This window comes from Neisseria sp. HMSC078H04 (genome assembly GCF_001838135.1).
Taxonomy (GTDB): domain Bacteria; phylum Pseudomonadota; class Gammaproteobacteria; order Burkholderiales; family Neisseriaceae; genus Neisseria.
In genome coordinates, this window is record NZ_KV835825.1 from 412,413 (window position 1) to 437,460 (window position 25,048).

At 48.8% G+C, this 25,048-nt stretch carries 26 protein-coding genes, 2 tRNA genes and 1 riboswitch; of the genes, 16 read left to right on the forward strand and 12 right to left on the reverse strand.

The features are described from left to right. Positions 1–50: 50 nt before the first annotated feature. Positions 51–1,190 carry a phospholipase A gene (locus HMPREF2560_RS03905; protein WP_070608528.1) on the reverse strand — a complete coding sequence of 380 codons (1,140 nt, stop codon included), beginning with the start codon at positions 1,188–1,190 and terminating at the stop codon, positions 51–53. Between the two features lie 169 nt (positions 1,191–1,359). Further along, positions 1,360–1,623 carry a 30S ribosomal protein S20 gene (gene rpsT, locus HMPREF2560_RS03910; protein WP_002212556.1) on the reverse strand — a complete coding sequence of 88 codons (264 nt, stop codon included), beginning with the start codon at positions 1,621–1,623 and terminating at the stop codon, positions 1,360–1,362. 308 nt (positions 1,624–1,931) lie between these two features. On the opposite strand from rpsT, the gene HMPREF2560_RS03915 reads away from it, so the two are divergent. Beyond that, entirely contained in the window at positions 1,932–3,074 is a 1,143-nt protein-coding gene (locus tag HMPREF2560_RS03915; protein WP_049321971.1) for an extracellular solute-binding protein, read from the forward strand. A 74-nt stretch (positions 3,075–3,148) separates the two neighbouring features. Here HMPREF2560_RS03915 and HMPREF2560_RS03920 read toward each other — a convergent pair whose 3' ends face one another. Then, a complete protein-coding gene (locus tag HMPREF2560_RS03920; protein WP_003680126.1) occupies positions 3,149–3,580 on the reverse strand; it encodes an EamA family transporter in 432 nt (143 codons plus the stop codon). A 178-nt stretch (positions 3,581–3,758) separates the two neighbouring features. Here HMPREF2560_RS03920 and HMPREF2560_RS03925 point away from each other — a divergent pair, with 178 nt between their 5' ends. Next, positions 3,759–5,435, forward strand: a complete 1,677-nt coding sequence (locus HMPREF2560_RS03925; protein WP_070608530.1) for a formate--tetrahydrofolate ligase — start codon at positions 3,759–3,761, stop codon at positions 5,433–5,435. A gap of 65 nt (positions 5,436–5,500) precedes the next feature. Here HMPREF2560_RS03925 and HMPREF2560_RS03930 read toward each other — a convergent pair whose 3' ends face one another. Then, positions 5,501–6,430 (reverse strand): glycosyltransferase family 2 protein, encoded by a 930-nt coding sequence (locus HMPREF2560_RS03930; protein WP_070608531.1) that lies wholly within the window; start codon positions 6,428–6,430, stop codon positions 5,501–5,503. A 128-nt stretch (positions 6,431–6,558) separates the two neighbouring features. After that, positions 6,559–7,623, reverse strand: a complete 1,065-nt coding sequence (gene fba / locus HMPREF2560_RS03935; RefSeq protein WP_070608533.1) for a class II fructose-bisphosphate aldolase — start codon at positions 7,621–7,623, stop codon at positions 6,559–6,561. A 150-nt stretch (positions 7,624–7,773) separates the two neighbouring features. Here fba and HMPREF2560_RS03940 point away from each other — a divergent pair, with 150 nt between their 5' ends. The 8 genes from HMPREF2560_RS03940 (at position 7,774) to HMPREF2560_RS03975 (ending at position 14,481) form a co-directional block, all read left to right on the forward strand. Further along, the gene (locus HMPREF2560_RS03940) at positions 7,774–8,202 is read left to right on the forward strand and encodes an acyl-CoA thioesterase (protein ID WP_070608535.1); all 429 of its coding nucleotides are present in this window, start codon (positions 7,774–7,776) and stop codon (positions 8,200–8,202) included. 1 nt (position 8,203) lies between these two features. Then, the gene (locus tag HMPREF2560_RS03945; RefSeq protein WP_070608538.1) at positions 8,204–9,100 is read left to right on the forward strand and encodes a tyrosine recombinase XerC; all 897 of its coding nucleotides are present in this window, start codon (positions 8,204–8,206) and stop codon (positions 9,098–9,100) included. A gap of 352 nt (positions 9,101–9,452) precedes the next feature. Next, a complete protein-coding gene (locus tag HMPREF2560_RS03950) occupies positions 9,453–10,382 on the forward strand; it encodes an energy transducer TonB (protein ID WP_070608540.1) in 930 nt (309 codons plus the stop codon). Positions 10,383–10,484: 102 nt separating this feature from the next. Further along, positions 10,485–11,144, forward strand: coding sequence for a MotA/TolQ/ExbB proton channel family protein (locus tag HMPREF2560_RS03955; protein WP_049332314.1), 660 nt, complete (start codon positions 10,485–10,487; stop codon positions 11,142–11,144). 3 nt (positions 11,145–11,147) lie between these two features. Next, complete coding sequence (locus HMPREF2560_RS03960) at positions 11,148–11,582, forward strand: ExbD/TolR family protein (RefSeq protein WP_049328855.1); 435 nt, start codon at positions 11,148–11,150, stop codon at positions 11,580–11,582. Positions 11,583–11,714: 132 nt separating this feature from the next. Continuing rightward, on the forward strand, positions 11,715–13,376 hold the full coding sequence (locus HMPREF2560_RS03965) for an electron transfer flavoprotein-ubiquinone oxidoreductase (protein ID WP_070608542.1): 1,662 nt from the start codon (positions 11,715–11,717) through the stop codon (positions 13,374–13,376). A gap of 84 nt (positions 13,377–13,460) precedes the next feature. Next, the gene (folP, locus tag HMPREF2560_RS03970; protein ID WP_070608544.1) at positions 13,461–14,312 is read left to right on the forward strand and encodes a dihydropteroate synthase; all 852 of its coding nucleotides are present in this window, start codon (positions 13,461–13,463) and stop codon (positions 14,310–14,312) included. Positions 14,313–14,405: 93 nt separating this feature from the next. Next, positions 14,406–14,481, forward strand: a tRNA-Ile gene (locus tag HMPREF2560_RS03975). 632 nt (positions 14,482–15,113) lie between these two features. On the opposite strand, the gene HMPREF2560_RS03985 is transcribed toward HMPREF2560_RS03975, so the two are convergent. Continuing rightward, positions 15,114–15,572 (reverse strand): RrF2 family transcriptional regulator, encoded by a 459-nt coding sequence (locus HMPREF2560_RS03985; protein WP_070608546.1) that lies wholly within the window; start codon positions 15,570–15,572, stop codon positions 15,114–15,116. Positions 15,573–15,718: 146 nt separating this feature from the next. On the opposite strand from HMPREF2560_RS03985, the gene HMPREF2560_RS03990 reads away from it, so the two are divergent. Together HMPREF2560_RS03990 and HMPREF2560_RS03995 are read left to right on the forward strand one after the other, a co-directional pair. Then, on the forward strand, positions 15,719–16,099 hold the full coding sequence (locus HMPREF2560_RS03990) for a hemerythrin domain-containing protein (RefSeq protein WP_070608548.1): 381 nt from the start codon (positions 15,719–15,721) through the stop codon (positions 16,097–16,099). Between the two features lie 86 nt (positions 16,100–16,185). Further along, complete coding sequence (locus HMPREF2560_RS03995; protein ID WP_070608551.1) at positions 16,186–17,343, forward strand: NnrS family protein; 1,158 nt, start codon at positions 16,186–16,188, stop codon at positions 17,341–17,343. Positions 17,344–17,445: 102 nt separating this feature from the next. Here the strand turns inward: HMPREF2560_RS03995 and HMPREF2560_RS04000 are convergent. The 3 genes from HMPREF2560_RS04000 to ispB form a co-directional block, all read right to left on the reverse strand. Then, a tRNA-Arg gene (locus HMPREF2560_RS04000) sits at positions 17,446–17,520 on the reverse strand. An 18-nt stretch (positions 17,521–17,538) separates the two neighbouring features. Next, positions 17,539–17,985: a DUF441 domain-containing protein gene (locus HMPREF2560_RS04005; RefSeq protein ID WP_070608553.1), complete on the reverse strand. Its 447-nt coding sequence runs from the start codon at positions 17,983–17,985 to the stop codon at positions 17,539–17,541. A 4-nt stretch (positions 17,986–17,989) separates the two neighbouring features. Beyond that, complete coding sequence (gene ispB, locus HMPREF2560_RS04010) at positions 17,990–18,964, reverse strand: octaprenyl diphosphate synthase (RefSeq protein ID WP_070608554.1); 975 nt, start codon at positions 18,962–18,964, stop codon at positions 17,990–17,992. A 262-nt stretch (positions 18,965–19,226) separates the two neighbouring features. On the opposite strand from ispB, the gene rplU reads away from it, so the two are divergent. The 3 genes from rplU (at position 19,227) to ubiM (ending at position 21,293) form a co-directional block, all read left to right on the forward strand. After that, on the forward strand, positions 19,227–19,535 hold the full coding sequence (gene rplU, locus HMPREF2560_RS04015; RefSeq protein ID WP_002216394.1) for a 50S ribosomal protein L21: 309 nt from the start codon (positions 19,227–19,229) through the stop codon (positions 19,533–19,535). A gap of 27 nt (positions 19,536–19,562) precedes the next feature. After that, the gene (gene rpmA / locus HMPREF2560_RS04020; RefSeq protein ID WP_002212328.1) at positions 19,563–19,835 is read left to right on the forward strand and encodes a 50S ribosomal protein L27; all 273 of its coding nucleotides are present in this window, start codon (positions 19,563–19,565) and stop codon (positions 19,833–19,835) included. A gap of 273 nt (positions 19,836–20,108) precedes the next feature. Further along, the gene (gene ubiM, locus HMPREF2560_RS04025) at positions 20,109–21,293 is read left to right on the forward strand and encodes a 5-demethoxyubiquinol-8 5-hydroxylase UbiM (protein WP_063069348.1); all 1,185 of its coding nucleotides are present in this window, start codon (positions 20,109–20,111) and stop codon (positions 21,291–21,293) included. Positions 21,294–21,360: 67 nt separating this feature from the next. On the opposite strand, the gene HMPREF2560_RS04030 is transcribed toward ubiM, so the two are convergent. Both HMPREF2560_RS04030 and queF read right to left on the reverse strand, forming a co-directional pair. Further along, the gene (locus tag HMPREF2560_RS04030; RefSeq protein ID WP_070608556.1) at positions 21,361–22,038 is read right to left on the reverse strand and encodes a 7-cyano-7-deazaguanine/7-aminomethyl-7-deazaguanine transporter; all 678 of its coding nucleotides are present in this window, start codon (positions 22,036–22,038) and stop codon (positions 21,361–21,363) included. Between the two features lie 100 nt (positions 22,039–22,138). Further along, positions 22,139–22,612, reverse strand: a complete 474-nt coding sequence (gene queF, locus HMPREF2560_RS04035; protein ID WP_003748427.1) for a preQ(1) synthase — start codon at positions 22,610–22,612, stop codon at positions 22,139–22,141. A 3-nt stretch (positions 22,613–22,615) separates the two neighbouring features. Further along, positions 22,616–22,660, reverse strand: a riboswitch (PreQ1 riboswitch). 148 nt (positions 22,661–22,808) lie between these two features. On the opposite strand from queF, the gene rfaQ reads away from it, so the two are divergent. Then, positions 22,809–23,891 carry a putative lipopolysaccharide heptosyltransferase III gene (rfaQ, locus tag HMPREF2560_RS04040; protein WP_070734844.1) on the forward strand — a complete coding sequence of 361 codons (1,083 nt, stop codon included), beginning with the start codon at positions 22,809–22,811 and terminating at the stop codon, positions 23,889–23,891. Positions 23,892–23,897: 6 nt separating this feature from the next. Here the strand turns inward: rfaQ and HMPREF2560_RS04045 are convergent, their stop codons facing one another. Continuing rightward, positions 23,898–24,878 carry a hypothetical protein gene (locus HMPREF2560_RS04045; protein WP_070734842.1) on the reverse strand — a complete coding sequence of 327 codons (981 nt, stop codon included), beginning with the start codon at positions 24,876–24,878 and terminating at the stop codon, positions 23,898–23,900. Positions 24,879–25,048 lie beyond the last annotated feature (170 nt).

A 25,048-nucleotide genomic window follows, 5' to 3' on the forward strand; every position in this document is an offset into this window, starting at 1 on the left:
TTCAGACGGCCGCTTTGATTGCACAGGCCGTCTGAAACAATATGAGGGAATCAGATACCGTCCCAGTCGTTGAACATCAGGCCGAAGCCGATGCCGTTTTGTTTGTGGTTGTAGTCAATCAAGCTTTCGCCGTAGCCGTGGAAGCCGCGGACAACGCCTTTGAGTTTGCCTTTGATGGGGAAAGTATAGGCCGCTTCAACGGCACCGCGTCCGCTTTTCGGGTTGTAACGCAGGACGGAATAAACATTTTGCTTATCGTTGAAACGGTATTGGACTTTTAAGTCGCCGTAGCCCATGTATTTGTTGATGTCCGGATTGTCATCGTCATCCCCTTTTTGGTCGAAGGCACGCATCCAAACTCTAGGAATAACGGTCAGCTTGCCCCATTCCATACCGGCCATGGCGTAAACGCGGTTCCATGAGCGTGATTCGGGGCGGCTTTGACCGTTGGATTGGTGAACAAAACCTGCGCCAACCATGCGCAGTTTGCCGCCGAAAGGCAGGTCTGCTTTAACGGGTTGGGTAATGAAGATTTCAGGCTCGTAGTCGGTATTGCGGAACGGAGCGGATTTGCGGCCTTGGTTAAAGATTTGCCAGTCGGATTTTTGGGTGTAGCCAAACCATACGTCGGCACGGGTCTTGAATAAATCTTCGGCAATCTTGCTTTTGAAGGAAACCTGCATTTTGGTTTCGAGGCGTTTTTGCTCGCTGAATTTTTCCTGTGTGGTTACGCCGCGACTGGGGGATTCCGGGTGGTAGTTGGGGCTGCTGTTGTACCAAACGGGCATGAGGTACATAGGGTTGTGCTCGCGTACGCTCAACAGGCCGCGAGTGTCGTTTTTATCCAAATCGTACATCAGGCTTAAAGGCGTGTAGCTGTCGGCAGTTTCGCTTAATACGTCGTCTGAAATATTCGGATGGGTAGGGTTGTCGAATACGATGGCCGCTTCTTTTTTCTCAATGCTCTTGCGCACGCTTTTTTCGAGGTCAACCGGTGTTTTGACGGTTTCGGTTTGCGCTTGCGGCAGTGGGGATTGAGGGGGGAGTTGCGCCGAGTAGATGTTGTCGTAACACGCCAAACGGGTGGCGTTGTCTTGAATGGTGGTGCAGTGTAGGGCGGTATCGGCGGCGGCCAGCGGGGCTGCGGCAATGAATCCGATACTTAGGGAATGTTTCAACATCTTGTTCATGAGAGTTTCCGTTGTTTTTCAGACGGCCTGATGAAAGGGTAAATAGGTTTATTCAGTCGGTTTGGGCTATAGAATACGGCAATGCCCCTGAAAGGCAAGACCTCAGGGGCATCGTATCAGCTCGATTATCCTGCTTTGGTTGTCAGGATTTCCGGCATCTGCGTCAGTATTAAGCCAAAGCTTTTACTTTAGCAGACAGACGGCTTTTATGACGGGCTGCTTTGTTTTTGTGGAATACGCCTTTGTCAGCGATACGGTCGATGACTTTAACGGATTCTTGGTAAACTGCTTGAGCAGCAGCTTTGTCGCCGGCTTCAACTGCTTTCAACACTTTTTTCACAGCGGTACGGAATGCAGTACGCAGGCTGGCGTTGTGGGCGCGTTGTTTAACCGACTGGCGGGCACGTTTGCGGGCTTGTGCGCTGTTTGCCATATTGAATATCTCCTGAAAAATAAATTCTGTAAACGCGCAATTTTAAAGACAGATTTCCTTATATGCAAGCTTTTTCTCTATAAACGCGCGCAAATCAGCCGTATTTTGCCCAAAAACGACAGCCGGTGCAACGCTTTTGGGAAAAAGATGATGTTGCTTTGCCTTATTTCAATAAAAATCAGATGGATATTGCTTTTCGTTTGCTTACGTTTCCATTACAATAGCCTAACTCTGCGCCGGGGTGTTTATGGGGTGCAGGGTTTCTTATTTATTGACATTAACCACTCTTTCATCAGGAATCTGCCCGTATGAAAAAATCTGTATTAGCCGTATTGGCCGCATTGTCTTTGGCCGCGTGCGGCGGTGGCGAGAAAAAAGCCGAGCAACCTCAAGCAGGCAGCGCGCCTGCTGCCAATGCCGAGGCAGCCGCTACCGATACTTTGAATATCTACAACTGGTCAAACTACGTTGACGAAAGTACAGTCGAAGACTTCAAAAAAGCCAACAATTTGAAGCTGACTTACGATTTGTATGAAAACAACGAAACGCTGGAAGCCAAAATGCTGACCGGCAAATCCGGCTATGACTTGGTTGTGCCCGGTATTGCCTTCCTGCCGCGCCAAATTGAGGCGGGTGCATACCAAAAAATCAATAAGGATCTGATTCCGAACTATAAAAACATCGACCCTGAATTGCTGAAGATGTTGGAAACCGCCGACCCGGGCAATCAATACGCCGTTCCATACTTCTCAGGTGTGAATACGATTGCGATTACGGCGAAGGGCAAGGAGCTTTTAGGCGGAAAATTGCCTGAAAACGGCTGGGATTTGCTGTTCAAACCTGAATACACCAACAAGCTGAAATCTTGCGGCATCGCTTTGTGGGATACCCCGAGCGAAATGTTCCCAATCTTGTTAAATTACTTGGGTAAAGATCCTAAAGGCTCGAATCCTGAAGATTTGAAAGCGGCGGCGGAAGTGTTGAAGTCTATCCGTCCTGATGTGAAACGTTTCAGCCCTTCCATCATTGATGAATTGGCGCGCGGCGATATCTGCTTGGCGGCAGGTAACGGCGGCGATTTGAACTTGGCCAAAGCGCGTTCCGAAGAAGTGAAAAACAACGTCGGCATTGAAGTGTTGACGCCGAAAGGCATGGGCTTCTGGATTGAATCTTGGCTGATTCCGGCCGATGCGAAAAACATCGTCAATGCCCACAAATACATCAACTACACACTTGATCCCGAAGTGGCTGCGAAAAACGGTATCGCCGTAACCTTCGCACCTGCCAGCAAACCTGCACGCGAAAAAATGCCTGCAGAGCTGGTGAATACTCGCTCTATTTTCCCGAACGAGCAAGACATGAAAGACGGTTTCGTCATGCCTCAAATGAGCGCAGATGCGAAAAAACTGTCTGTCAACTTGTGGCAAAAAATCAAAGTCGGTTCAAATTAATTGTGAGCTGATTGTTTGAAGCAAAGCAAAGGCCGTCTGAAATTTTTCAGACGGCCTTTTTGATGTCCCAATCTTTATCGTTTCAAAGCCAAAGTCAATACGCCTGCGGTTACCAAGCCTAAGCCTATCCACTCCTGCGTGCTTGGGCGTTCGTCTAAGAAAACAACGGCCATCAGGGCGACCAAGACCAGGCTGAATTTGTCGACGGGTGCAACTTGCGAGGCGTTGCCCAGTTGCAGGGCTTTGAAGTAGGCAAGCCAAGATGCGCCGGTAGCAAGGCCGGATAGGATGAGGAATGTCCAGTTGCGGCCAGTAAAGCCGTTCACGCCCTGCCATTTGCCGGTGTAGGTTAAAAACAGTACTAAAGCGGCGAGAATGACCAAGGTGCGGATAAAGGTGGCGAAATCTGAATCTATACCCTGTAAACCCATTTTGGCGAAAATGGCGGTCAATGAGGCGAAGCCTGCCGATGCTAATGCCCAAAACAGCCATGCGTTGCTGCTCATGTTTTATTCCTTTGTTTCAAATTGTTGACAATATGAATCCGCTTGTTGATGAAATATCGAAATTTTCACTGCGGTTTGTCTTTGGAAAACGCTATAATAGAACTAATATTCTTTTTCTTCCAGCCGTCTTTATTATATTGTTTCAGACGGCCTTTCCCTCTCTCAATAAAGGAAAATCATGAGCTTCAAAACCGATGCTGAAATTGCCCAGTCTTCCACCATGCGCCCGATTGGTGAAATTGCCGCCAAGCTGGGTTTGAACGTTGACAACATCGAGCCCTATGGTCATTACAAAGCCAAAATCAATCCTGCCGAGGCATTCAAGCTGCCGCAAAAACAAGGCCGTCTGATTTTGGTGACCGCCATTAATCCGACTCCTGCGGGTGAGGGTAAAACCACTGTAACTATCGGTTTGGCGGACGCATTGCGCCATATCGGCAAAGACTCGGTTATTGCTCTGCGCGAGCCTTCTTTGGGTCCGGTGTTTGGTGTTAAAGGCGGTGCGGCAGGCGGCGGCTATGCCCAAGTTTTGCCGATGGAAGACATCAACCTGCACTTTACCGGCGACTTCCACGCCATCGGTGCGGCGAATAACCTGCTCGCCGCCATGCTCGATAACCATATCTATCAAGGCAATGAGTTGAACATCGATCCGAAACGCGTGCTGTGGCGTCGCGTGGTCGATATGAACGACCGCCAGTTACGCAACATCATCGATGGTATGGGCAAACCTGTTGACGGCGTGATGCGTCCCGATGGTTTTGACATTACCGTTGCCTCTGAAGTGATGGCGGTATTCTGTCTTGCCAAAGACATCAGCGATTTGAAAGAGCGTTTGGGTAACATCCTTGTTGCCTACGCCAAAGACGGCAGCCCTGTTTATGCCAAAGATTTGAAAGCGAATGGCGCGATGGCGGCATTGCTCAAAGATGCGATTAAGCCTAACTTGGTGCAAACCATCGAAGGTACTCCGGCCTTTGTACACGGCGGCCCGTTTGCCAACATCGCCCACGGCTGTAACTCTGTAACGGCCACCCGTTTGGCGAAACACCTTGCCGATTATGCCGTAACCGAAGCAGGCTTCGGCGCGGATTTGGGTGCGGAAAAATTCTGCGACATCAAATGCCGTCTGGCAGATTTGAAACCTGATGCGGCTGTTGTCGTGGCCACTGTCCGCGCTTTGAAATACAACGGCGGCGTGGAGCGTGCCAACCTCGGCGAAGAAAACCTCGAAGCCTTGGCAAAAGGTCTGCCTAATCTGCTGAAACACATTTCCAACCTGAAAAACGTATTCGGCCTGCCTGTGGTGGTTGCCATCAATCGCTTTGTGTCCGACTCAGATGCCGAGTTGGCCATGATTGAAAAAGCCTGCGCGGAACACGGCGTTGAAGTTTCCCTGACTGAAGTATGGGGCAAAGGCGGCGCGGGTGGTGCAGACTTGGCTCACAAAGTTGTCAATGCCATCGAAAACCAACCGAACAACTTCAATTTCTCCTACGATGTTGAGCTGAGCATTAAAGACAAAATCCGTGCGATTGCCCAAAAAGTGTACGGCGCGGAAGATGTTGATTTCAGCGCGGAAGCGTCTGCCGAAATCGCTTCACTGGAAAAACTGGGCTTGGACAAAATGCCGATCTGCATGGCGAAAACCCAATACTCTTTGAGCGACAACGCCAAACTGTTGGGCTGCCCCGAAGGCTTCCGCATTACCGTGCGCGGCATTACCGTTTCTTCCGGTGCAGGCTTCATCGTTGCGCTGTGCGGCAATATGATGAAAATGCCGGGTCTGCCGAAAGTTCCGGCTGCCGAGAAAATTGATGTGGACGCAGAAGGCGTGATTCACGGCTTGTTCTGATTTAGATTGATTTCGAAATAGATAAAGGCCGTCTGAAACCGAGGTTTCAGACGGCCTTTTATAATTTAAGTGAATTTCAACCGGCTTTTTAAGAAATTGAAGAAATTGTCTATCATGTCGAACATGGTATTGCGGTCTTCGCCAAACAATGAAATGCTGCGGTCTTTGCTGATTCTGTCATAAGCGGCAAAAATGGTTTTCAGCTCTTCAGTGGTCAAGCGCAGTTGCTTTTCGTACAAGATGCGGCTTAAGAGCGTTACTTCCGTCGCGTTCAAATCAGGGAAGAGATGACTGATCCACAACTCCATGGTGTATTGGACGGATCTGCTGATTTTGTCTCTTTTTTTGCTTTCTTGAGTTTGATGTATCCTGTATGACAACAAAGGCTCGGGCAGGTTGGCAAAGGTTTTGCCATGTAGGGCGCATTGCACCCACATATGGAAATCGGGAGCGGTTTCTGTCGCGGTGTAGTTTATCCTGAGGTTTTTAATGCTGTCGTGCCGCCACATGGTGGTGGGGTTGAACATGTTTTGGGCGGCAAAGGAGAGAAAGGCTTTAATGTCTTTGTCGAGCAGGGGGAGGTCACTTAAAACGGGTTCTCTTCCGGTTTGGTCGTCGAAAAAGATGGTGGCTTGGCTGCCGACAATATCGATTTCGGGATGGCTGTCTAAGAATTGAATTTGTTTTTCAAAACGATCCAAGGCGCAAATATCGTCCGCGTCCATTCGTGCCACATATTCGACCTCTACGTCTTTGAGCAGATCCATGGCAAATTGGCAGGCAAACGGCTCACCCCTGTTTTCCGGAAGGTGGAAAACCTGCAAACGTGAATCTTTGGCTGCGTAAGCCTCGAGGATTTCGCCGGTTTTGTCTGTTGAAGCATCGTTGATGGCGATGACGAAAAAGTCGCGGAATGTTTGATTCAATACCGAGTCCAAGCATTCGGGCAAATAAGCTTCGGCGCAATAGGCCGGCAAAATAACGGCGAGTTTCATGTTTGCTTTCGATGTGTTTTGATGTGTGGTTGTTGGAAGATTTTACTATAAATTTCCCAAAAGCTAAGGCCGTCTGAAACCTTATTGCCAAGTTTTCAGACGGCCTTAGTGTGAATCCGATATACGGATTATTTAACGATTTGGTTCAATTCGCCTTTGGCGTATTTGGTTGCCATTTTTTCCAAAGAAATCGGTTTGATTTTGTCGGCTTGGCCTTCGCAACCGAATGCGAGGTAGCGGTCAAGACAGATTTGTTTCATGGCTTCGACGGTTTTGCTCAAGTATTTGCGCGGGTCGAATTCGGCTGGGTTTTCTGCCATGAAGCGGCGGATGGCGCCGGTAGAGGCGAGGCGCAAGTCGGTATCGATGTTGACTTTGCGCACGCCGTGTTTGATGCCTTCGACGATTTCTTCAACCGGTACGCCGTAGGTTTCACCAATTTTGCCGCCGTGTTCGTTGATGACTTTCAGCCATTCTTGCGGAACGGAGCTGGAGCCGTGCATCACGATGTGGGTATTCGGCAGGGCTTGGTGGATTTCTTTGATGCGGTCGATACGCAATACGTCGCCTGTGGGCGGACGAGTGAATTTGTATGCGCCGTGGCTGGTGCCGACGGCAATAGCCAATGCGTCAACGCCGGTATCTTTAACGAAACGTACGGCATCTTCAACGCTGGTCAGCATTTGGTCGTGGGAAAGTTTGCCCACTGCGCCGACGCCGTCTTCTTCGCCAGCTTCACCGGTTTCGAGGTTGCCCAATACGCCGATTTCGCCTTCAACAGACACGCCGCAAGCGTGGGAGAAGTTAACGACGGTACGGGTGGCGTTAACGTTGTATTCGTAAGAAGAAGGGGTTTTGCCGTCTTCCATCAGCGAGCCGTCCATCATTACGGAGGAGAAGCCCAGTTGAATGGAGCGTTGGCACACATCAGGAGATGCGCCGTGGTCTTGGTGCATCACGACAGGGATGTGCGGGAATTCTTCGACTGCGGCTAAAATCAGATGGCGCAGGAATGGGGCACCTGCGTATTTGCGTGCGCCTGCGGATGCTTGAACGATAACGGGGGCGTTGACTTGGTCGGCCGCCTCCATGATGGCACGCATCTGTTCGAGGTTGTTAACGTTGAATGCGGGCAGACCGTAGCTGTTTTCGGCTGCATGGTCCAATAATTGGCGCATGGATACGAGTGCCATGAGGAGCTCCTGAAGTAGTGAAGGGTAAATTTATCCGATAAATTATAATGTTTTTTGAAATGAAAGACTACAAGCTGTTACATTGTTTTTATATATTAACGAACAGGGTCTCGGTTTATAATGGCGTGGTATTGAAAACGGGTGTGCAAAATGGATAGGATTTCGGTGGCCGAATGTGGTAAGCCTTTGTTTCAGACGGCCTTGACGGTGCAGGTGGGCGATGTGAACTATGGCGGCCATCTGGCAAATGATGCGGTGTTGCGTTTGTGCCATGAAGTGCGGATGCGTTGGCTGGTGACGCTGGGTTGGAGTGAAATGGATGCTGGAGGGTCGGGTCTGATTATGGCGGATGCGGCGGTGCAGTATTTGGCGCAAGGTCATCATGGCGATGAGCTGTCGGTAGAAATGGGGGCGGCAGGCGTGGTCGGTGTGGGCTTTTCTTTGCTATACCGTATCCGCAGGATTTCAGACGGCCTTGTGTTGGCGAAAGTGCAGACAGGTATGGTGTGTTTCGACTATGGCAAGCAGCGTGTCTGTCGTCTGCCTTTGGCATTGAAAACGGCATTGGAGGCCGTCTGAAATGGAGGAATCAAACAATTTTGCACTCCATTTTGAACGCTATCTGAAAACCTTGCTGCAACAAGGCAAGTCGGAGCATACCGTTTCCGCTTATCGGCGCGATTTGAGCGAGTTGATGCGCCTGTTGCCTGATAATCTTGAAAACGGCCTGCCGACGCGCCGTGATTTTGTGGCGGTATTGAAAAAACTGTCGCAAAAGGGCTTAAGCGAAAGCAGCTTGGCACGGAAATTGTCGGTATGGCGGCAGTATTGCAGTTGGCTGGTGCAGATAGAAGTTATGGAAAGCGACCCGACATTTAACATGAAAGCGCCGCGCCTGCCAGAACGCCTGCCCAAAGCGCTGCCGCAGGAACCTTTAAATCATATCCTTGACCATGCGCCGGTTGATGACGAGTTGGACGTGCGCGATAAGGCCATGTTTGAATTGATGTATGGCAGCGGTTTGCGCCTGAGCGAAATACAAGGGTTGAATCTGGACGGTATCGTTTTGGACGAAGGTTGGGTCAGCGTAAATGGTAAAGGTGGCAAGCAGCGGCAAGTGCCTTTGGTGGCTAAAAGCATTGCGGCATTGCGCGATTATTTGGCAGTACGTATTGCCAAAGAGGGTGAGCAGGCCTTGTTCACCAATAAGAACGGCGGCAGGCTGGGGCAACGTCAAATCCAAAAACGCCTGCAGGCGTGGGCAGTGCGCGTGGGCAGCGCCAGCCATATCTCGCCACACATGATGCGCCACAGCTATGCAACCCATCTTTTGCAGGCATCGGGCGATATCCGCGCCGTACAGGAATTGTTGGGGCACAGCAACCTTTCCGCTACGCAAGTTTATACAAAGCTAGATTTCGACCATTTGGCGCGTGTTTATGATGAGGCGCACCCAAGGGCAAAACGGAAAAAATGATTTTGTTTGAATCAGGCCGTCTGAAAGAATGTTTTCAGACGGCCTGATGTTTTATGGATAAAAAATACAGATGATTTGAAACCATTTGAATTTTTATCGGTCTGATGAGGTTTCAATATTGGCCTGATGTGCGGATGGCATAAAGATTGTAAGAGACGATGGCTTTTACAATACCGTTTATCTTTTCAGACGGCCGCTTGTTTGATAATATTAGTAATGAGAGCTAATATCATATTATGATATGCAGCCTTTAAAACAGCAGGTCTATAAACTTTCTATATAAGCATTAATGCTTATTTTGACTGTAAAACGACTTGCAAACGGGAATTGTTGCTATTAACATAACGGAATTATGGATAAAAAACGAATTTTAACTCCAGCCGTCGTGACTTCCGTTGCGTTGATTCACGTCGGCTTGGTTGCACTTTTATGGCACGCGCACAAACCGCCTCCTGTCGAAATGGCAAATATTGAATTTGTCGATTTGGGTGATTTCGGCGGTGGCGACGGCAGTCCTGAGGGCGAAGGCGTACCTGCTGCCCCCGAGCCTACCCCCGAACAACCGAAACCCAAGCCGAAACCCAAACCTAAGCCTGTCGAGCCGCCCAAACCTGTTATCAAACCTGTGGTAACGAAAAAAGAAAAAGCGGATATCGTACAGCAAAAGGAAAAACCGAAACCTATCGAGAAACCTAAGCCCGAGCCTAAGCCGGAACCCAAACCTGAGCCGAAGCCCGAGCCAAAACCTGAACCAAAACCAGAGCCGAAGGCAGAACCTAAACCATCTCCAAAAGCATCGGAATACTCAGGCAGCAAAACCGGGCCGAACACTGCTGAAAACGGTAAAGGCAACGGAGAAGGCAAAGCCTTGGGCGGAGAAGGAAAAGGCAACGGCGGCGGTACGAAAGGTACAGGCAGCGGCCGTGGCGAAGGCAGCGGATCCGGCAGCGGTGGTGCGAAAGGCGAACATGGCTCCGGTACCGGTGGCGGAGGTGGTGGCAGCGGTACAGGTGCCGGCAGCAGTAAAGGCAATCCGGCAAAAGGAACCTGCCATATTCCAAGACCTCCGTATCCTTCACTGTCCACTGAAAATGGTGAAGAGGGCTTGGTTGTTTTGAAAGTCTTGGTTGGTCCCGGCGGTAAAGTGGATTCAATTAGTGTGAATAAATCAAGTGGTTATAGTCGTCTGGATAACGCAGCGCGTAAAGCCGTTAAGGATGGTAGCTGTCATGCAAGCGTTTGGACTGAATTTAAAGTACCTGTCAAATTCACGCTCGAATAAGTATCTAGGCCTAAGCTGATTGATTAGAAAATATATGCTGTTGGGAAATGATTTTAAATGACCCGATAGAAATTTTAATTTTATTTTTAACTTGGAAAAATTATGGATTTAAGTTTAGTTTTCAAATCAGGTGATGTGGTACTGATTGGTGTATTTGTCCTGATGTTGTTGATGAGCGTGGTAACATGGAGCGTCATCGTGATCCGTTGCATCAAATACCGCAAAGCGAAAAAAGGCAATGCTCAGGTAAAAGAGTTGATGCTGAATGCGTTTACGCTGGCTGATGCCGTACAAAAAGCCAAAGCGGTAGAAGCACCGATGAGCAATGTTGCCGATGAGTCTCTGCGCGCATACCAAAACTACCGTCAAACGACAAGCAAATCGCTGATTGACGAATTGCCTTTGAACGAATACTTGGTTGTTCACATCCGCAACAGTATGTCCCAAACCATGCGTCAGTTCGACTACGGCATGACCGCTTTGGCCTCTATCGGCGCAACCGCTCCGTTTATTGGTCTGTTGGGTACTGTTTGGGGTATTTACCATGCCCTGATCGGCATCAGCGAAAGCGGTCAAATGAGCATTGCTGCGGTAGCCGGTCCGATTGGTGAGGCTTTGGTATCGACTGCCGTCGGTCTGTTTGTAGCGATTCCGGCTGTATTGGCATACAATTTCCTCAATCGTGGTACAAAAACCATCGCGCAAGATATGGACGCATTTGCACATGACCTGCATGTCCGCCTTCTGAACCAAAAGGATTAAACCATGGCTTTCGGATCAATGAATTCCGGCGATGATGCGCCGATGTCGGATATCAACGTTACGCCTTTGGTGGACGTGATGCTGGTGTTGCTGATTGTATTTATGATTACCATGCCGGTGCTGACCCACTCGATTCCTTTGGAGTTGCCGACTGCTTCGGAAAAAGCGGCGAAAGAGGATAAGCAGCCTAAAGATCCTTTGCGTTTGAGCATTGATGCCAGTGGTGCTTATATCGTTGGGGGCGATTCCGATACCAAAGTGGATTTGGCAACGGTAACTGCCAAGCTGAAAGAAGCCAAAGCGAAAAACGAAGATGTGATTGTGGCGATTGCGGCGGATAAAGCGGTTGAATACGATTACGTCAACCAAGCCCTGCAAGCGGCGCGCGAAGCAGGTATCAGCAAAATCGGTTTTGTAACGGAAACTAAAGCGCAATAATCTCTTTGAATAAGTAAAGGCCGTCTGAAATTTGAGTAAAGTTTCAGACGGCCTTTTGTTGTATTTGGTAACTATATGTCCAGGCTGTATAATTAGCGGATTAAATTGAATAATGACAATACAGGAACCACTATGACAGAAACCATCGAACGCGACAGTATGCAATACGATGTCGTGATTGTCGGCGCAGGCCCGTCGGGTTTGTCTGCCGCCATCAAACTCAAGCAGCTTGCCGAAAAGAATGGACGCGAAATCAGCGTTTGTGTGGTGGAGAAAGGTTCGGAGGCCGGTGCGCACTCGCTTGCCGGTGCCATCATCGATCCGATTTCTTTGAATGAGCTGATTCCTGATTGGAAAGAAAAAGGCGCGCCGCTGACGCGTACAGTGACGAAGGACAGGGTTTTGTTCCTGACCGAGAAAAAAGCCTTCAACTTGCCGGTTACCCCTAATTTCGACAACCATGCAAATTATATCGCCAGCTTGGGCGAAGTTGTCCGCTGGTTGGCAGAGCAGGCGGAAAATATGGGCGTGGAAATCTATCCGGGCTTTGCCGCTGCCGAAGTGCTGTATCACGAAGACGGTTCGGTCAAAGGTATTGCGACCGGCAATATGGGCGTGGGCAAAGACGGCGAACCGACCGATTCATTCCAGCCCGGCATGGAGCTTTGGGCGCAGCAAACCCTGTTTGCCGAAGGCTGTCGCGGCTCGCTTTCCAAGCAAGTCATTGAACAATTTAAGCTCGACCAAAACAGCGAGCCGCAAACTTACGGCTTGGGCATTAAAGAAATTTGGGAAGTGCCGTCTGAAAAACATCAGCCCGGTTTGGTTATGCACAGCGCAGGCTGGCCGTTGGACAGCAAAACCTATGGCGGCTCGTTTATTTATCACTTTGACGAAAATAAAGTCGCTGTCGGCTTTGTGGTCGGTTTGGATTATCAAAACCCTTATCTGTCGCCGTTTGAAGAGTTCCAACGTTTCAAAACCCATCCCGAAATTCGCAAAACCTTCGAAGGCGGCCGCCGCATTGCTTATGGCGCGCGTTCGCTGATTGAAGGCGGTTTGCAAAGCCTGCCGAAACTCTCGTTTAAAGGAGGCGTTTTGGTCGGCGATGCGGCTGGCTTCCTGAATATGCCGCGCATCAAAGGCATCCATACGGCCATGAAATCCGCCATGCTTGCCGCAGAAGCCGTATTTCCTTTGTTAGAAAACCTCGAAGAAGTGGAAAGCTTCGACAGCGGCAAAGAGGCTACCGATTATCAGCAACGCTTTGAACAAAGTTGGCTGTATCAAGAGCTTTACGCCGCGCGCAATGTCCGTCCGTCATTCAAATGGGGCGTTTACCTCGGCTCCGTCTATACCGGTATCGACCAGATGATTTTCAGAGGCAAAGCCCCTTGGACTTTGAAACATCACGGCAAAGACAACGAGCAGCTCAAAAAAGCCGCCGAATGCAAGCCGATTGATTATCCGAAGCCCGACGGCATTTTGACCTTCGACCGTTTGAGCAGCGTTTTCCTTGCCAACCTTGCGCACGAAGAAAACCAGCCCGACCATTTGGTGCTGAAAAATCCGCAGGTCATGATAGACGTAAACTACAAAGAATACGCCTCGCCCGAAACCCGCTATTGTCCGGCCGGCGTATATGAAATCGTCGAAGAAAACGGCAGTCCGCGTATGCAAATCAACGCCGCCAACTGCGTTCACTGCAAAACGTGCGACATCAAAGACCCGACGCAAAACATCACTTGGATTTGCCCCGAAGGCGCAAGCGGACCGAATTACGGCGGAATGTAATTTACTGTTTTGAAGTCAAAACCTAAAGGCCGTCTGAAAAGTTTCAGACGGCCTCTATCCTATTATTTCATCAATGGAAGCATTATGAACACGCACATTTGGCAGGCAGGCCGATTTGAAATCTCCTTAGACAAACCGAAAATCATGGGCATCGTCAATCTGACCCCCGATTCATTTTCCGATGGCGGCACCTATTCGCAAAATGTCCAAATAGCATTGGCACATGCCGAGCAGCTGCTGAAAGACGGTGCGGATATTCTCGATATCGGCGGCGAATCTACCCGTCCGGGTTCGGATGATGTTTCTCTCGAAGAAGAATGGGCCAGGGTGCAGCCGGTTTTGACAGAAGTCGCCAAGTGGAATGTTCCCGTCAGCTTGGACACGCGCCGTACGGCGATTATGGAAAAAGCCTTGGCTCAAGGTGGCGTCGATATTATCAACGACGTTGCCGCATTGAGTGATGAAGGCGCAGTCGCATTGCTGGCGCAACAGCCGAAGACGGGTGTGTGTCTCATGCACATGCAGGGTTTGCCCAAAACCATGCAGCTTAATCCGCAATATCAAGATGTCGTCGAAGAAGTTGCGCGCTATTTAAAAGCACGCGCGGCAGAATGCGTTCAAGCAGGCATTGCCCCTGAACGCATCACGCTGGACCCCGGATTCGGTTTCGGCAAAAACCTGCAACACAACATCACCCTGATACAACATTTGCCTGAGTTGATGGACGCAACCGGATTCCCCCTTCTGATCGGCGTATCGCGCAAACGTATGATTGGCGAACTGACAGGCGAACAAGATGCCGCCAAACGCGTACACGGCAGCGTCGCAGCCGCATTGGCCACAGTCGCCCGAGGCGCGCAAATCATCCGTGTTCACGATGTCAAAGCAACGGCAGATGCCTTGAAAGTTTGGGAAGCATTGGGCGTATCGGCATAATGCCTGAATAGAAAACCAACAGGCCGTCTGAAACATTTGCCCGACATCTTGAACAAGCAACAAGTTATGCTATAATCCGCTTTTACTCTTGACGGGTCTGTAGCTCAGGGGTTAGAGCAGGGGACTCATAATCCCTTGGTCGTGGGTTCGAAACCCACCGGACCCACCAAATATTAAAAATGCCCGAGGCTTTTCGCTTCGGGCATTTTTGTATTCATTGGTTTGTGAAGGGTTGGAATATAATGTCGAGTATAGCAATTCGGTTATGTCGTCCAATATATTTTTTAGGGAAAATTCTTTTTAAAAAAGAAGGAGTAGTTTGGTGGAGTTATTGCCTTATTTTCTGTTTTGTTTAATATTTTTGTATTTTATTGCAATTATAATTAATTCAGTAATGGTATATAAAATATTAAAATCAGAAGGGGTGGATATAGGTTTTTTTGAATATCTATTTATTGGGAGTATGCAATTTAAATTTTTCAGAGTGCTGTTTGGAATACAAAAAATATCCAATAAATTTTATTTGAAAATATTAAGAATAAATTTTACGGTTGCTATGATTATTCTTATTTTGGGTTTTTCTATATTGTCTTATATTCAACATATTTAGTATAAAAAATTAACCTATTAAAAGAAAGTCGTTTATTTAAACTGCAGGGTTTTTTTATAAACCAATGCCGTCTGAAAATCTTAATTTCAGACGGCATTTTTTATTTTTCCGAGTGATACCACATACCTCTATATTGAGAGGCTGATGATTATTTCGATATAGCTGGACTGTTTTTCAGACGGCCTGAAGATTTAATCAACCATTCTGCGTATTTCGTTGATCGGGATACGCGGGGTATAGAGTATGTCGTAGGTTGGTTTGTCCAAAAGATCTTGCAGGGAGTATTGATCTAAATGATTGAAGAAGGCTTTGATGGCGCCGGTAATGATACCGGTCAGTCGGCAGGATGGGGTGATGAGGCATTCGTTGTTATCGCCCATGCATTCGACAACCTGCATCGGCTCAAGATGGCGTACAACTGCACCGATATTGATGTTTTCAGGATTGTCTGCCAAGCGTAAACCGCCGCCTTTGCCGCGCACACTGACCAGAAAACCGCCTTTGACTAATGAGGTAACTACTTTCATCAAATGGCTTTTGGAAATATTGTAAGTCTCGGCAATGGTGCCGATATTGACGAGGGTATCGTCGTTGATGGCGGTATAAACCAATACGCGCAATCCGTAATCGGTATGTTGGGTCAGATACATGGCTGGCTCTTTAGATATTTTTATTATATGTCAAAAGCGTAGTGTTTGGTGAGGGGCTGTTTGACTTTATGTGGGATTGGGTTTCATAATATCTGAAACATTTGAATTAATCCAGTTTGACAAACTGTTACCATTATAACGAACTTATGAAGCCCTTGAAACGCCATCCTGCCTTAATAGAACTTTCCCGCGAACATCATGGCTCGCTGTCGTTGTGCGTCCGTCTCCTGCGTACGCCAGAGCAAAGCCATCAGGCGGAGCTGGAGCCTCATTTTATTGAGCTTGAGCCACATTTTTTGGAAGAGGAAACCATGTTTGCGCCGTATTGGGATAAAATTGCCCCTGCGTTGCGGCAGCGTTTTGAAGGCGATCATGCCAAATTGCGCGCGATGATGGCGCATCCTGAATATATGAATGAATCATGGAATGAGGAGTTTGCTGTTACTTTGCGCGATCATGCGCGCTTTGAGGAGCGCGAGCTTTTCCCTGCGATTGAACCTTTTTTGCCTTTGCCTGAAAATGTGTAACAGGGAAAGGAGTCGATGGCCGTCTGAAAAGTTTCAGACGGCCTCTGTTGCTGTTTTATGATGATATAAAAATTGAAGGAACCACCATGACCGATTTGTTCAAACACCCGGTTTGGGCAATGGCCTTCCGCCCGTTTTATTCGTTGGCGGCTTTGTATGGCGCATTGTCTATATTGCTTTGGGGCTTCGGCTATCAGGGTACGCCTGAGTTGCCGGGTTTATATTGGCATGCCCATGAAATGATTTGGGGCTACGCCGGATTGGTTGTCATTGCATTCTTATTGACGGCCGTGGCGACTTGGACAGGCCAGCCGCCGACACGCGGTAAGGCGTTGGCCGGTTTGACCGCATTTTGGCTGTTGGCCCGCATTTGTATGTTTATTCCTGGTTGGGGGGTAACGGCAAGCGGCATATTCGGTACGATCTTTTTCTGGTATGGCGCGGTATGCATGGCTTTGCCGGTAATTCGTTCTCAAAACAAGCGCAACTATGTTGCCGTGTTCGCTATTTTTGTTTTGGGCGGCACCCATTTCGCCTTCCATCTGAAAGTGCAGCCGTTTGATGCCATTGCGCTGATGACCGGTTTGCAATCCGGTTTAATTATGGTGGCCGGATTTATCGGTTTGATCGGTATGCGGATTATCTCGTTCTTTACGTCCAAGCGCCTGAATGTGCCGCAAATTCCCAGCCCTCAATGGGTAGCGCACGCTTCACTTTGGCTGCCTATGCTGACTGCCATGCTGATGGCGCATAACATTTTGCCGGGACTGGCTGCGTTGTTTGCTCTGGCTGCCGGTGTGATTTTTACCGTGCAGGTGTACCGCTGGTGGTATAAAGCCGTGCTGAAAGAGCCTATGCTTTGGATTTTGTTTGCCGGCTATCTGTTTACCGGCTTGGGTTTGATTGCGGTCGGTCTTTCCTATTGGATTTCAAACTTCCTGAATTTGGGCGTGCACCTTATCGGCGTTGGCGGTATCGGCGTGCTGACTTTGGGCATGATGGCACGAACCGCGCTTGGCCATACCGGCAACTCCATTTATCCGCCGCCTAAAGTGGTTCCTGTCGCCTTTTGGTTGATGATAGCCGCAACGGTTGTCCGTGTTTTGGCAACCTTTGTGAGCGGTACAGCATATACGCACAGTATCCGTTGCTCCGCCGCTTTGTTTGCCGCCTCTTTGCTGTTGTACGCATGGAAATATATTCCTTGGTTGATCCGTCCGCGTTCGGATGGTCGTCCGGGTTAACGGTTTGGCGAAATGAGAAGGCCGTCTGAAAAGTTTCAGACGGCCTTTATTTATTGATAACAAAAAAGCCTTTCAGAGTATGAAAGGCTTTTATTGAAACTGTGGCCTCGCCAACAGGAATCGAACCTGTATTTTACGCTTAGGAGGCATACGTTCTATCCGTTGAACTATGGCGAGGCGGTAAAGGAGGGGATTTTAAACCTTTCCGGCAAAAAAAGACAATAAGCCGGCGGCAATCAAAGGGCCGACCGGAATGCCGCCGACAAAAGCAACACCGATGACCGTGCCGATTAATAATCCGGTTACCAAAACAGGCTGTTCGCTCATCAATGGAACGCCGCGTCCGGCAAGCCAGGCAACCAAAATGCCGATAAGGACGGCGGCAATCATTTTGAAATTGATAAACTCGGACAGCAGCGGAATCTGGATTTTACCGGAAACCAGCGGGCTCAATACACCGATGGTCAGCAGGATGATGCCCAGATACAAACCGTGTTTTTCCACCAAGGGAAGATATTGCGACAAGGCCGTCTGCTGCATGAGCAGCAATACCGCTGCCGAAATCGTAATCGAGTTGTTATTGCTGACGACGCCCAAAAAAATCAGCGTAACCAGAAACAAAGGGACAAAGCTGAAATTCATCGGATTAAGATACTCGGGCCAAAGATTCTTTTGCCAGTTGGATCATGGCTTCTTTGACTTCGCTGTCAGGCAACACGTCCAATGAAGCGATGGCTTTGTCGACGGCTTTGTTCGCCTCGGAAATCGAATACGGCAAAGCGTCGGAGTTGACGACATAGTCGTGGATTTTTTCAAAATAGCTGCGGTCGGCATTTTCCAAAGCGTGGCGCACATCGTTTGCAGCCTGCTCGGAGCCGTTTCGCATCAGGTAAATCAATGGCAGGGTAGGTTTGCCTTCTGCCAAATCGTCGCCGACGTTTTTGCCGATTTCTTCGGTTTCGCCTGAATAGTCCAATACATCGTCAATGATTTGGAAAGCCGTACCGACGTACATGCCGTAGTCTTTTAAAGCTTGCTCGTGTTCGGGGGAAGCCTTGCCCAAAATTGCGCCGACTTGCGCGGCAGCTTCAAACAGTTTTGCTGTTTTGTATTGAATAACTTGGACGTATTGCTCCTCGGTAATATCCGTATTGCCGATGTTCATCAGCTGCATGACTTCGCCTTCGGCGATGATGTTGGTCGCGTCTGCCATCACTTCCAAGATACGCATACTGCCTGAGCCAACCATCAGTTGGAAGGCGCGTGTATATAGGAAGTCGCCGACCAAAACAGCCGCCGCGTTGCCGAAGAGGTTGTTTGCCGTTTTACGGCCACGGCGCAAATCGCTTTCATCGACGACATCGTCGTGCAGGAGGGTGGAGGTGTGGATGAATTCCACCATCGCTGCCAGCGAGTACAGTTTTTCATCGTCATGCCCGACTGCTTTGCCTGCCAAAATGGTAATAATCGGACGCAGGCGCTTGCCGCCCGCGCTGATGATGTATGTGCCGATTTGCGAAATCAGCGCGACATCGGATTGAACAGCTTGATTGATGACCGCATTAACTTTGGCAAGGTCATCGGGCAGGTGGCGTTGGAAGTAAGGCAGGTTTTCGAGCATAAAACATTCTCTGTTGATAAAACGGAGCGGGGGCTCCAATGAATCTGTTTAAACCCGTACATTCGGTCGGGGAATAACGTTGCATAAAGATATCAGCAATCCAGCGCGTGATTATATCAGTTAAAAAGCATGCAACATATCTTTCAGACGGCCTTTTCACTTGTAAATAAAATAAATTTTGACAAAACAGGTAAATAGAAATAGAATAGCTCGTTTCGCACATGGTGTGCGGAATGTTAACCTAATTCTCATGGAGTTGAGTATGTACGCGGTCGTAAAAACCGGCGGTAAACAATACAAAGTTTCCGTTGGCGAAAAATTGAAAGTAGAACAGATACCAGCCGAACTCGACAGCCAAATCGAACTGACTGAAGTTTTGATGATTGCTGACGGCGAATCTGTAAAAGTAGGCGCACCTTTTATCGAAGGCGCAAAAGTAACAGCTAAAGTCGTTGCTCATGGTCGTGGCGAGAAAGTACGCATTTTCAAAATGCGTCGTCGCAAACACTACCAAAAACGCCAAGGCCATCGCCAAAATTTCACCCAAATCGAAATCGTGGCAATCGCCTAATTTCAAGTAAGTTCAGGAGTATTACAAATGGCAAGTAAAAAAGCAGGCGGTAGCACCCGCAACGGTCGCGATTCAGAAGCCAAACGCTTGGGCGTTAAAGCCTACGGCAACGAGCTGATTCCGGCAGGCTCTATCATCGTTCGTCAACGTGGTACTAAATTCCACGCAGGTGACAACGTAGGCATGGGCAAAGACCACACTTTGTTTGCTAAAGTCGACGGTTACGTTGAATTCAAAACCAAAGGCGCGCTGAACCGTAAAACTGTCAGCATCCGTCCTTACACCGGTTCTGAAGAATAATCGTTTTACGATTGAAACCGCATTCCTTTTCGGAATGCGGTTTTTGTTTGTCAGACTGTTTTGTCTGTTTGATAAAATCCGTATGTCGTGAAGCTTGATTTATATTAAGGCCAAAGTAAAAACGTGCTTACAATCGATGGCCTTTGTTTTATTCTATTGACTCTTTCTATATAATCTATCAAATGCCTTTGATTTACCCTCATGTAGCTAAACACAGTAAACTTAAGGCCGTCTGAAAAAATCCGTATCAGTTGAATACAAGGAATTCCTCCCATGAGCTTACACAGTGATATTCTCGTCGTCGGCGCAGGCCCTGCCGGATTAAGTTTTGCCGCAGAGTTGGCCGGAAGTGGTTTGAACATAACCCTGATTGAAAGAAGTCCTTTAGAAGTGTTGCAAAATCCGCCGTATGACGGCCGTGAAATCGCATTGACGCACTTGTCGCGTGAAATCATGCAGCGATTGGGTATGTGGGATTTGATTCCAAAAGACGAAATTTATCCTTTGCGCGATGCCAAAGTGTTGAATGGCCATTCCGATTACCAGCTCCACTTCCCGCAACCGACTCAGGCGCGCGGCGAGCCTGCGGACTGCTTGGGCTATTTGATTTCCAATCACAATATCCGTAAAGCCGCTTATGAAGTCGTGTCCAAATTGGACAACGTCAAAATTCTGACCGGCACCAATGTTAAAGAAGTCAAAACTTCTGACGATGAGGCGCAAGTCATTTTGGAAAGCGGCGAAGTATTGACCGGCCGTCTGTTGTTGGCCGCCGATAGCCGCTTCTCGCAAACGCGCCGCCAATTGGGCATTTCTTCCGATATGCACGATTACAGCCGCACCATGTTTGTGTGCCGCATGAAGCATACTCTGTCCAACCTGCATACCGCATATGAATGCTTCCACTACGGTCGCACCATTGCGTTGCTGCCTTTGGAAGAGCATTTGACCAATACAGTGATTACGGTGGACAGCGATAAGGCCGAAACGATTAAAAACATGTCGCCGGAAGAATTGGCGGCCAGCGTGAAAGAGCAACTCAAAGGCCGTTTGGGCGATATGGAATTGGTCAGCACCATTCACAATTATCCTTTGGTCGGCATGATTGCCCAACGTTTCTACGGCAAACGCAGCGCGTTGATCGGCGATGCCGCAGTCGGTATGCATCCGGTGACTGCGCACGGTTTCAACTTGGGTCTGGCAAGTGCCGATCTTTTGGCTAAATTGGTTCTCGAAGCCGAGCAACGTGGTCAGGATATTGGTGCGAAGAGCCTGCTGGAAAAATACAGCACCAAGCATATGTTCCACGCCCATCCGATTTACCACGGCACCAATATGTTGCTGAAACTCTTTACCAATGAAACTGCTCCGGCAAAACTGCTGCGCGGTTTGGTATTGCGTGCAAGCAATAACTTCCCGCCGCTGAAAAAACTGATTACCAAACAATTGACCGGTTAATTGTTTAAAACATAAAAGGCCGTCTGAACGATTAAAGTTTCAGACGGCCTTATTTTTTATCTGCAGCTTATTTGGCTAAAACCGATTCGGGCATTTCTTGACGGACATTTAAGGAAGTCAGTTTTTTGGTCAAGATGCTCAATACGATGCCGTAGGCGGGCAGAAAGAAGAGTGTGCAGATGGCGAGTTTGAATAGATAATCGACAAATGCGATGCCCTGCCAGTTTGCCGCCATAAATTCATCGTTGCTCGCATAAAAGGCAACGGCGAAAAACACCAGCGTGTCCAAAGCATTGCCGACAACGGTGGAAGCTGTGGGGGCAATCCACCATGATTTCAGACGGCGTAATCTGTTGAACACAAAAATATCGAGGATTTGCCCGAGCGCATAGGCGGAAAAGCTGGCCAATGCGATACGGCCGACGAAGGTGTTAAATTCGGCCAAAGATGCCCAGCCTGTCCAGTTGCCGTCATGAAAGAGGACGGAGAAGACGTAAGAGAGCAGCAGGGCCGGGAGCATAACCCAAAAAATAATCCGTCTCGCCAATGGTGCGCCGAAAATGCGCACGGTCAGGTCGGTAGCGAGGAAGATAAAGGGGAAGGAAAATGCGCCCCAAGTGGTAAAGATACCGAAAATTTGAAAGGGGAACTGCACCAGATAGTTGCTGGCGGCAATAATAAAAATATGGAAAAGCACCAGCCAGAAGAGCGCTTTCTTCTGCTGTGCGGCGGTAAATTCGTACATGGAAATCTTTCGGAAGTTTTTCAGACGGCATGAAGCCTTGCGAGACTGTGCAATAAATAAAGTCTCGCAATAAAAAGGGCGTTAGGCCGTCTGAACGGGATTATTGTGCATCGTGCTCAAACAGGCGTTTACGTGCCAAAGCTTCAAACTCTGTGCCTGCTTTGCCGTAGTTGGCAAACGGATGAATGGCGATGCCGCCGCGCGGTGTGAATTCGCCGAATACTTCGATGTATTTCGGATCCATCAGGGCGATGAGGTCTTTCATGATGATGTTGACGCAGTCTTCATGGAAGTCGCCGTGGTTGCGGAAGCTGAAGAGATAGAGTTTCAGTGATTTGCTTTCCACCATTTTGATATGGGGGATGTAGCGGATGTAGATGGTGGCAAAGTCGGGCTGGCCGGTCATCGGGCAGAGGCTGGTGAACTCGGGGCAGACGAATTTGACGAAATAGTCGTTGTCGGGATGTTTGTTGTCGAACGCTTCCAAAATTTCAGGCGCGTATTCGCTCGGGTATTGGGTTTTTTGGTTGCCCAAAAGGGAGATGCCTTGCAGCTCTTCGTTGTTGCGGGACATGAGGTTTCCTTAGTTTTTTAATGTGGGAGGTTTTCGAACCACGGGGTGCGGATTGTAATATAAATTACATGGCTTGTGCGGATTTTATAGCGATGAATCAGCAGGATAGGTTTCAGGCAGCGTGTTTTGTATTTTATGAAACCTGTTTTCCGCTTTACAATAGCAGCCAATCAACAGGCCGTCTGAAAGTATTTGTATGTCTTTAGCCCAACCCAAACGTATTCTGATCATCAAATTGCGTCATCATGGCGATGTGCTTTTGAGCACGCCGGTGGTCGATGCGCTGAAAACCCGTTTCCCCGATTGCGAAATCGATATGCTGGTATACGCCGGTACGGAGCAGCTGATTGCCGATAATCCGCAGATTGCGCAGATTTTTACCATTGATCGAAATTGGAAGAAGCTGGGCGTATTCAAGCAGTTGGCGTGTGAGAAAAATCTTTTTTCAAAGCTGAAGGCACGCGATTACGACTGGGCTTTCAATCTGTCCGACCAATGGCGCGCGGCTGTCATTGCCAAACTGTGCGCCCGTTGCAGCGTGGGTTTGGACTGCATCAAGCGCGACGGTTTCTGGTGGCGTTTCTGTCATGATTTTATCAACCATGAGCTTGATACTAGCCATCATATCGTTGAGAACCAATTGAATATCCTTGCGCCGCTTATCCAGCCGGAAGACGTGGCCGATGCGAAAGTACGCCTTTGGGTGGCGCAAGATGCAAGGGAAAGCATGCGGCAGAAATTGCGTGAGCAGGGTTGGAGCGGCGAAGATTATGTGTTGTTGCACCCGGGTGCGCGTTGGCATTTCAAATGTTGGGAAGACGGCAAGAATGCCGCCATCGTACAGCTTCTGCTCAACAGCGGGCAGAATGTCGTGTTGACTGCTTCTCCCGACACTGTCGAACAATACATGCTTCAGGAAATTATAGGTCGTCTGAATATTCCGGAGGGCAGAAAAGTATATGTGTTGTCCGGATGCTTGAGCCTGCGTGAATTGGCGGCGGCTATTGAGGGCGCCAAGCTGTTTGTCGGTGTCGATTCCGCACCGATGCACATCGCCGCTGCTTTGGATAAACCGCAAATCGCCTTGTTTGGCGCGTCATGGGTGGATAAATGGCGTCCGTATTCCGAGCAGGCGGAAGTCATTTATGCCGGCGATTATGCCGAATTACCCAACCCCGACAGTATCGACACCAACGATCCGACACGTCTGTTGAAAGCGATTCCGTTGCAGGATGTGTGGGATAGAATTTCTGCCAAATTGGAAGCGTTGGAGGCTTAAAACCGTTTACCACGATCCGTTAAACGTTTTAGCTTTGCGCCAAAATGCCCATTTGGAACGGCGGCCGATTTCCAGCGTGCCGCCGTTTTCGCCGTCTGTGGCAATGCATACGGTTTTCAGACGGCCTGAAGCGAGTGCGTCCCATAAAGGTGCAAACCAACGAGTTTCCCAGCTTTCCAAAATATCTTTGTATGCCCAAACATCGCCTGTTTGTAAGGTGGAAACTAAGTCGTCCAAAAAGATAAGGCCGTCTGAAACCGTGTTGCCTGTTTCTTGAACCATCTCAAACCAAGCCTTCAAATCATATGGCGCATCGAGTTTGGGCGTATCCGAAAAACGCGCCCATGCGCTGTCTGAAGCGACAATATCCGCAGACTGTGTACCGTCTGCATCATTCCACAGCCACAAACCGTTGATTTCCGGCAATCCTTGTTGTTCACGCGCTTGGTTAATCAGATGCGTGTGGAGAAACATTTGGATTTCCGTCTGCATGGCCAACCAAGACACCGCATCTTTGCCGTGTGCCTGACCGTCCATTTCCGGCTGTCCGCACACATCCAAAACACATTCCGCGCCCCAATCTTCAGTCTTCGGCATACTGAGCAGCCACATACTTTCGCAAAGCGGCTCGAATTGCCAATCTTTATCTTGATAAAACGCCGACAAATCCGCACATAACTGCTGCGCCTCTTCTTTTTGGATGCCGATAAATTCGCCGCTGATAATGTTGACATGGTGCATGCCCATCTGTTGCCAAACCGGAGAGGCAAAAGCGGCTGTGCGTTTTTGGCTTGTGTGGCGTAAACGTTGCACTTGGGTAATGAGGCTGCCGCTCCACAAATGGCGGCCGTAAAATTCAGACGGCCTGAGTGTTTCTTTGCGTAATATGCCGTAACGCAAAAGACGGTTAAAAGCAGGTAAGGCAAGCGCAGGCACGGATTCGTCGGCAAAACGATTGAGCGAGGGGAGGGCGAGGGTCAGCTTCATAAGCGCAAATAGATAGGAAAACCGTTATTTTACGCGACAAATGATGCGTTTCGGAACCTTGCATTCACGTACTCAAAAAGAGCCGTTCAGACGGCCGGTTTGGAAAAAACGGGCTGTCATGCTAAAATGCGTGGCGTAAATTTCAGAAAAACAGGGTGTAAATCAACACA

What these genes read in the sequence shown, in the direction of transcription:
- fba (WP_070608533.1), bottom strand. Translation starts at nt 7,623, where the DNA reads ATGGCACTCGTATCCATGCGCCAATTATTGGACCATGCAGCCGAAAAC.
- ubiM (WP_063069348.1), top strand. Translation starts at nt 20,109, where the DNA reads ATGAGCTTACACAGTGATATTCTCGTCGTCGGCGCAGGCCCTGCCGGA.
- HMPREF2560_RS03920 (WP_003680126.1), bottom strand. Translation starts at nt 3,580, where the DNA reads ATGAGCAGCAACGCATGGCTGTTTTGGGCATTAGCATCGGCAGGCTTC.
- rfaQ (WP_070734844.1), top strand. Translation starts at nt 22,809, where the DNA reads ATGTCTTTAGCCCAACCCAAACGTATTCTGATCATCAAATTGCGTCAT.
- rpsT (WP_002212556.1), bottom strand. Translation starts at nt 1,623, where the DNA reads ATGGCAAACAGCGCACAAGCCCGCAAACGTGCCCGCCAGTCGGTTAAA.
- HMPREF2560_RS03905 (WP_070608528.1), bottom strand. Translation starts at nt 1,190, where the DNA reads ATGAACAAGATGTTGAAACATTCCCTAAGTATCGGATTCATTGCCGCA.
- HMPREF2560_RS04030 (WP_070608556.1), bottom strand. Translation starts at nt 22,038, where the DNA reads ATGTACGAATTTACCGCCGCACAGCAGAAGAAAGCGCTCTTCTGGCTG.
- HMPREF2560_RS03915 (WP_049321971.1), top strand. Translation starts at nt 1,932, where the DNA reads ATGAAAAAATCTGTATTAGCCGTATTGGCCGCATTGTCTTTGGCCGCG.
- folP (WP_070608544.1), top strand. Translation starts at nt 13,461, where the DNA reads ATGAACACGCACATTTGGCAGGCAGGCCGATTTGAAATCTCCTTAGAC.
- HMPREF2560_RS03930 (WP_070608531.1), bottom strand. Translation starts at nt 6,430, where the DNA reads ATGAAACTCGCCGTTATTTTGCCGGCCTATTGCGCCGAAGCTTATTTG.
- HMPREF2560_RS03965 (WP_070608542.1), top strand. Translation starts at nt 11,715, where the DNA reads ATGACAGAAACCATCGAACGCGACAGTATGCAATACGATGTCGTGATT.
- HMPREF2560_RS03995 (WP_070608551.1), top strand. Translation starts at nt 16,186, where the DNA reads ATGACCGATTTGTTCAAACACCCGGTTTGGGCAATGGCCTTCCGCCCG.
- HMPREF2560_RS03955 (WP_049332314.1), top strand. Translation starts at nt 10,485, where the DNA reads ATGGATTTAAGTTTAGTTTTCAAATCAGGTGATGTGGTACTGATTGGT.
- HMPREF2560_RS03990 (WP_070608548.1), top strand. Translation starts at nt 15,719, where the DNA reads ATGAAGCCCTTGAAACGCCATCCTGCCTTAATAGAACTTTCCCGCGAA.
- queF (WP_003748427.1), bottom strand. Translation starts at nt 22,612, where the DNA reads ATGTCCCGCAACAACGAAGAGCTGCAAGGCATCTCCCTTTTGGGCAAC.
- ispB (WP_070608554.1), bottom strand. Translation starts at nt 18,964, where the DNA reads ATGCTCGAAAACCTGCCTTACTTCCAACGCCACCTGCCCGATGACCTT.
- HMPREF2560_RS03925 (WP_070608530.1), top strand. Translation starts at nt 3,759, where the DNA reads ATGAGCTTCAAAACCGATGCTGAAATTGCCCAGTCTTCCACCATGCGC.
- HMPREF2560_RS03940 (WP_070608535.1), top strand. Translation starts at nt 7,774, where the DNA reads ATGGATAGGATTTCGGTGGCCGAATGTGGTAAGCCTTTGTTTCAGACG.
- rplU (WP_002216394.1), top strand. Translation starts at nt 19,227, where the DNA reads ATGTACGCGGTCGTAAAAACCGGCGGTAAACAATACAAAGTTTCCGTT.
- HMPREF2560_RS03950 (WP_070608540.1), top strand. Translation starts at nt 9,453, where the DNA reads ATGGATAAAAAACGAATTTTAACTCCAGCCGTCGTGACTTCCGTTGCG.
- HMPREF2560_RS03985 (WP_070608546.1), bottom strand. Translation starts at nt 15,572, where the DNA reads ATGTATCTGACCCAACATACCGATTACGGATTGCGCGTATTGGTTTAT.
- HMPREF2560_RS03945 (WP_070608538.1), top strand. Translation starts at nt 8,204, where the DNA reads ATGGAGGAATCAAACAATTTTGCACTCCATTTTGAACGCTATCTGAAA.
- HMPREF2560_RS04045 (WP_070734842.1), bottom strand. Translation starts at nt 24,878, where the DNA reads ATGAAGCTGACCCTCGCCCTCCCCTCGCTCAATCGTTTTGCCGACGAA.
- HMPREF2560_RS04005 (WP_070608553.1), bottom strand. Translation starts at nt 17,985, where the DNA reads ATGAATTTCAGCTTTGTCCCTTTGTTTCTGGTTACGCTGATTTTTTTG.
- rpmA (WP_002212328.1), top strand. Translation starts at nt 19,563, where the DNA reads ATGGCAAGTAAAAAAGCAGGCGGTAGCACCCGCAACGGTCGCGATTCA.
- HMPREF2560_RS03960 (WP_049328855.1), top strand. Translation starts at nt 11,148, where the DNA reads ATGGCTTTCGGATCAATGAATTCCGGCGATGATGCGCCGATGTCGGAT.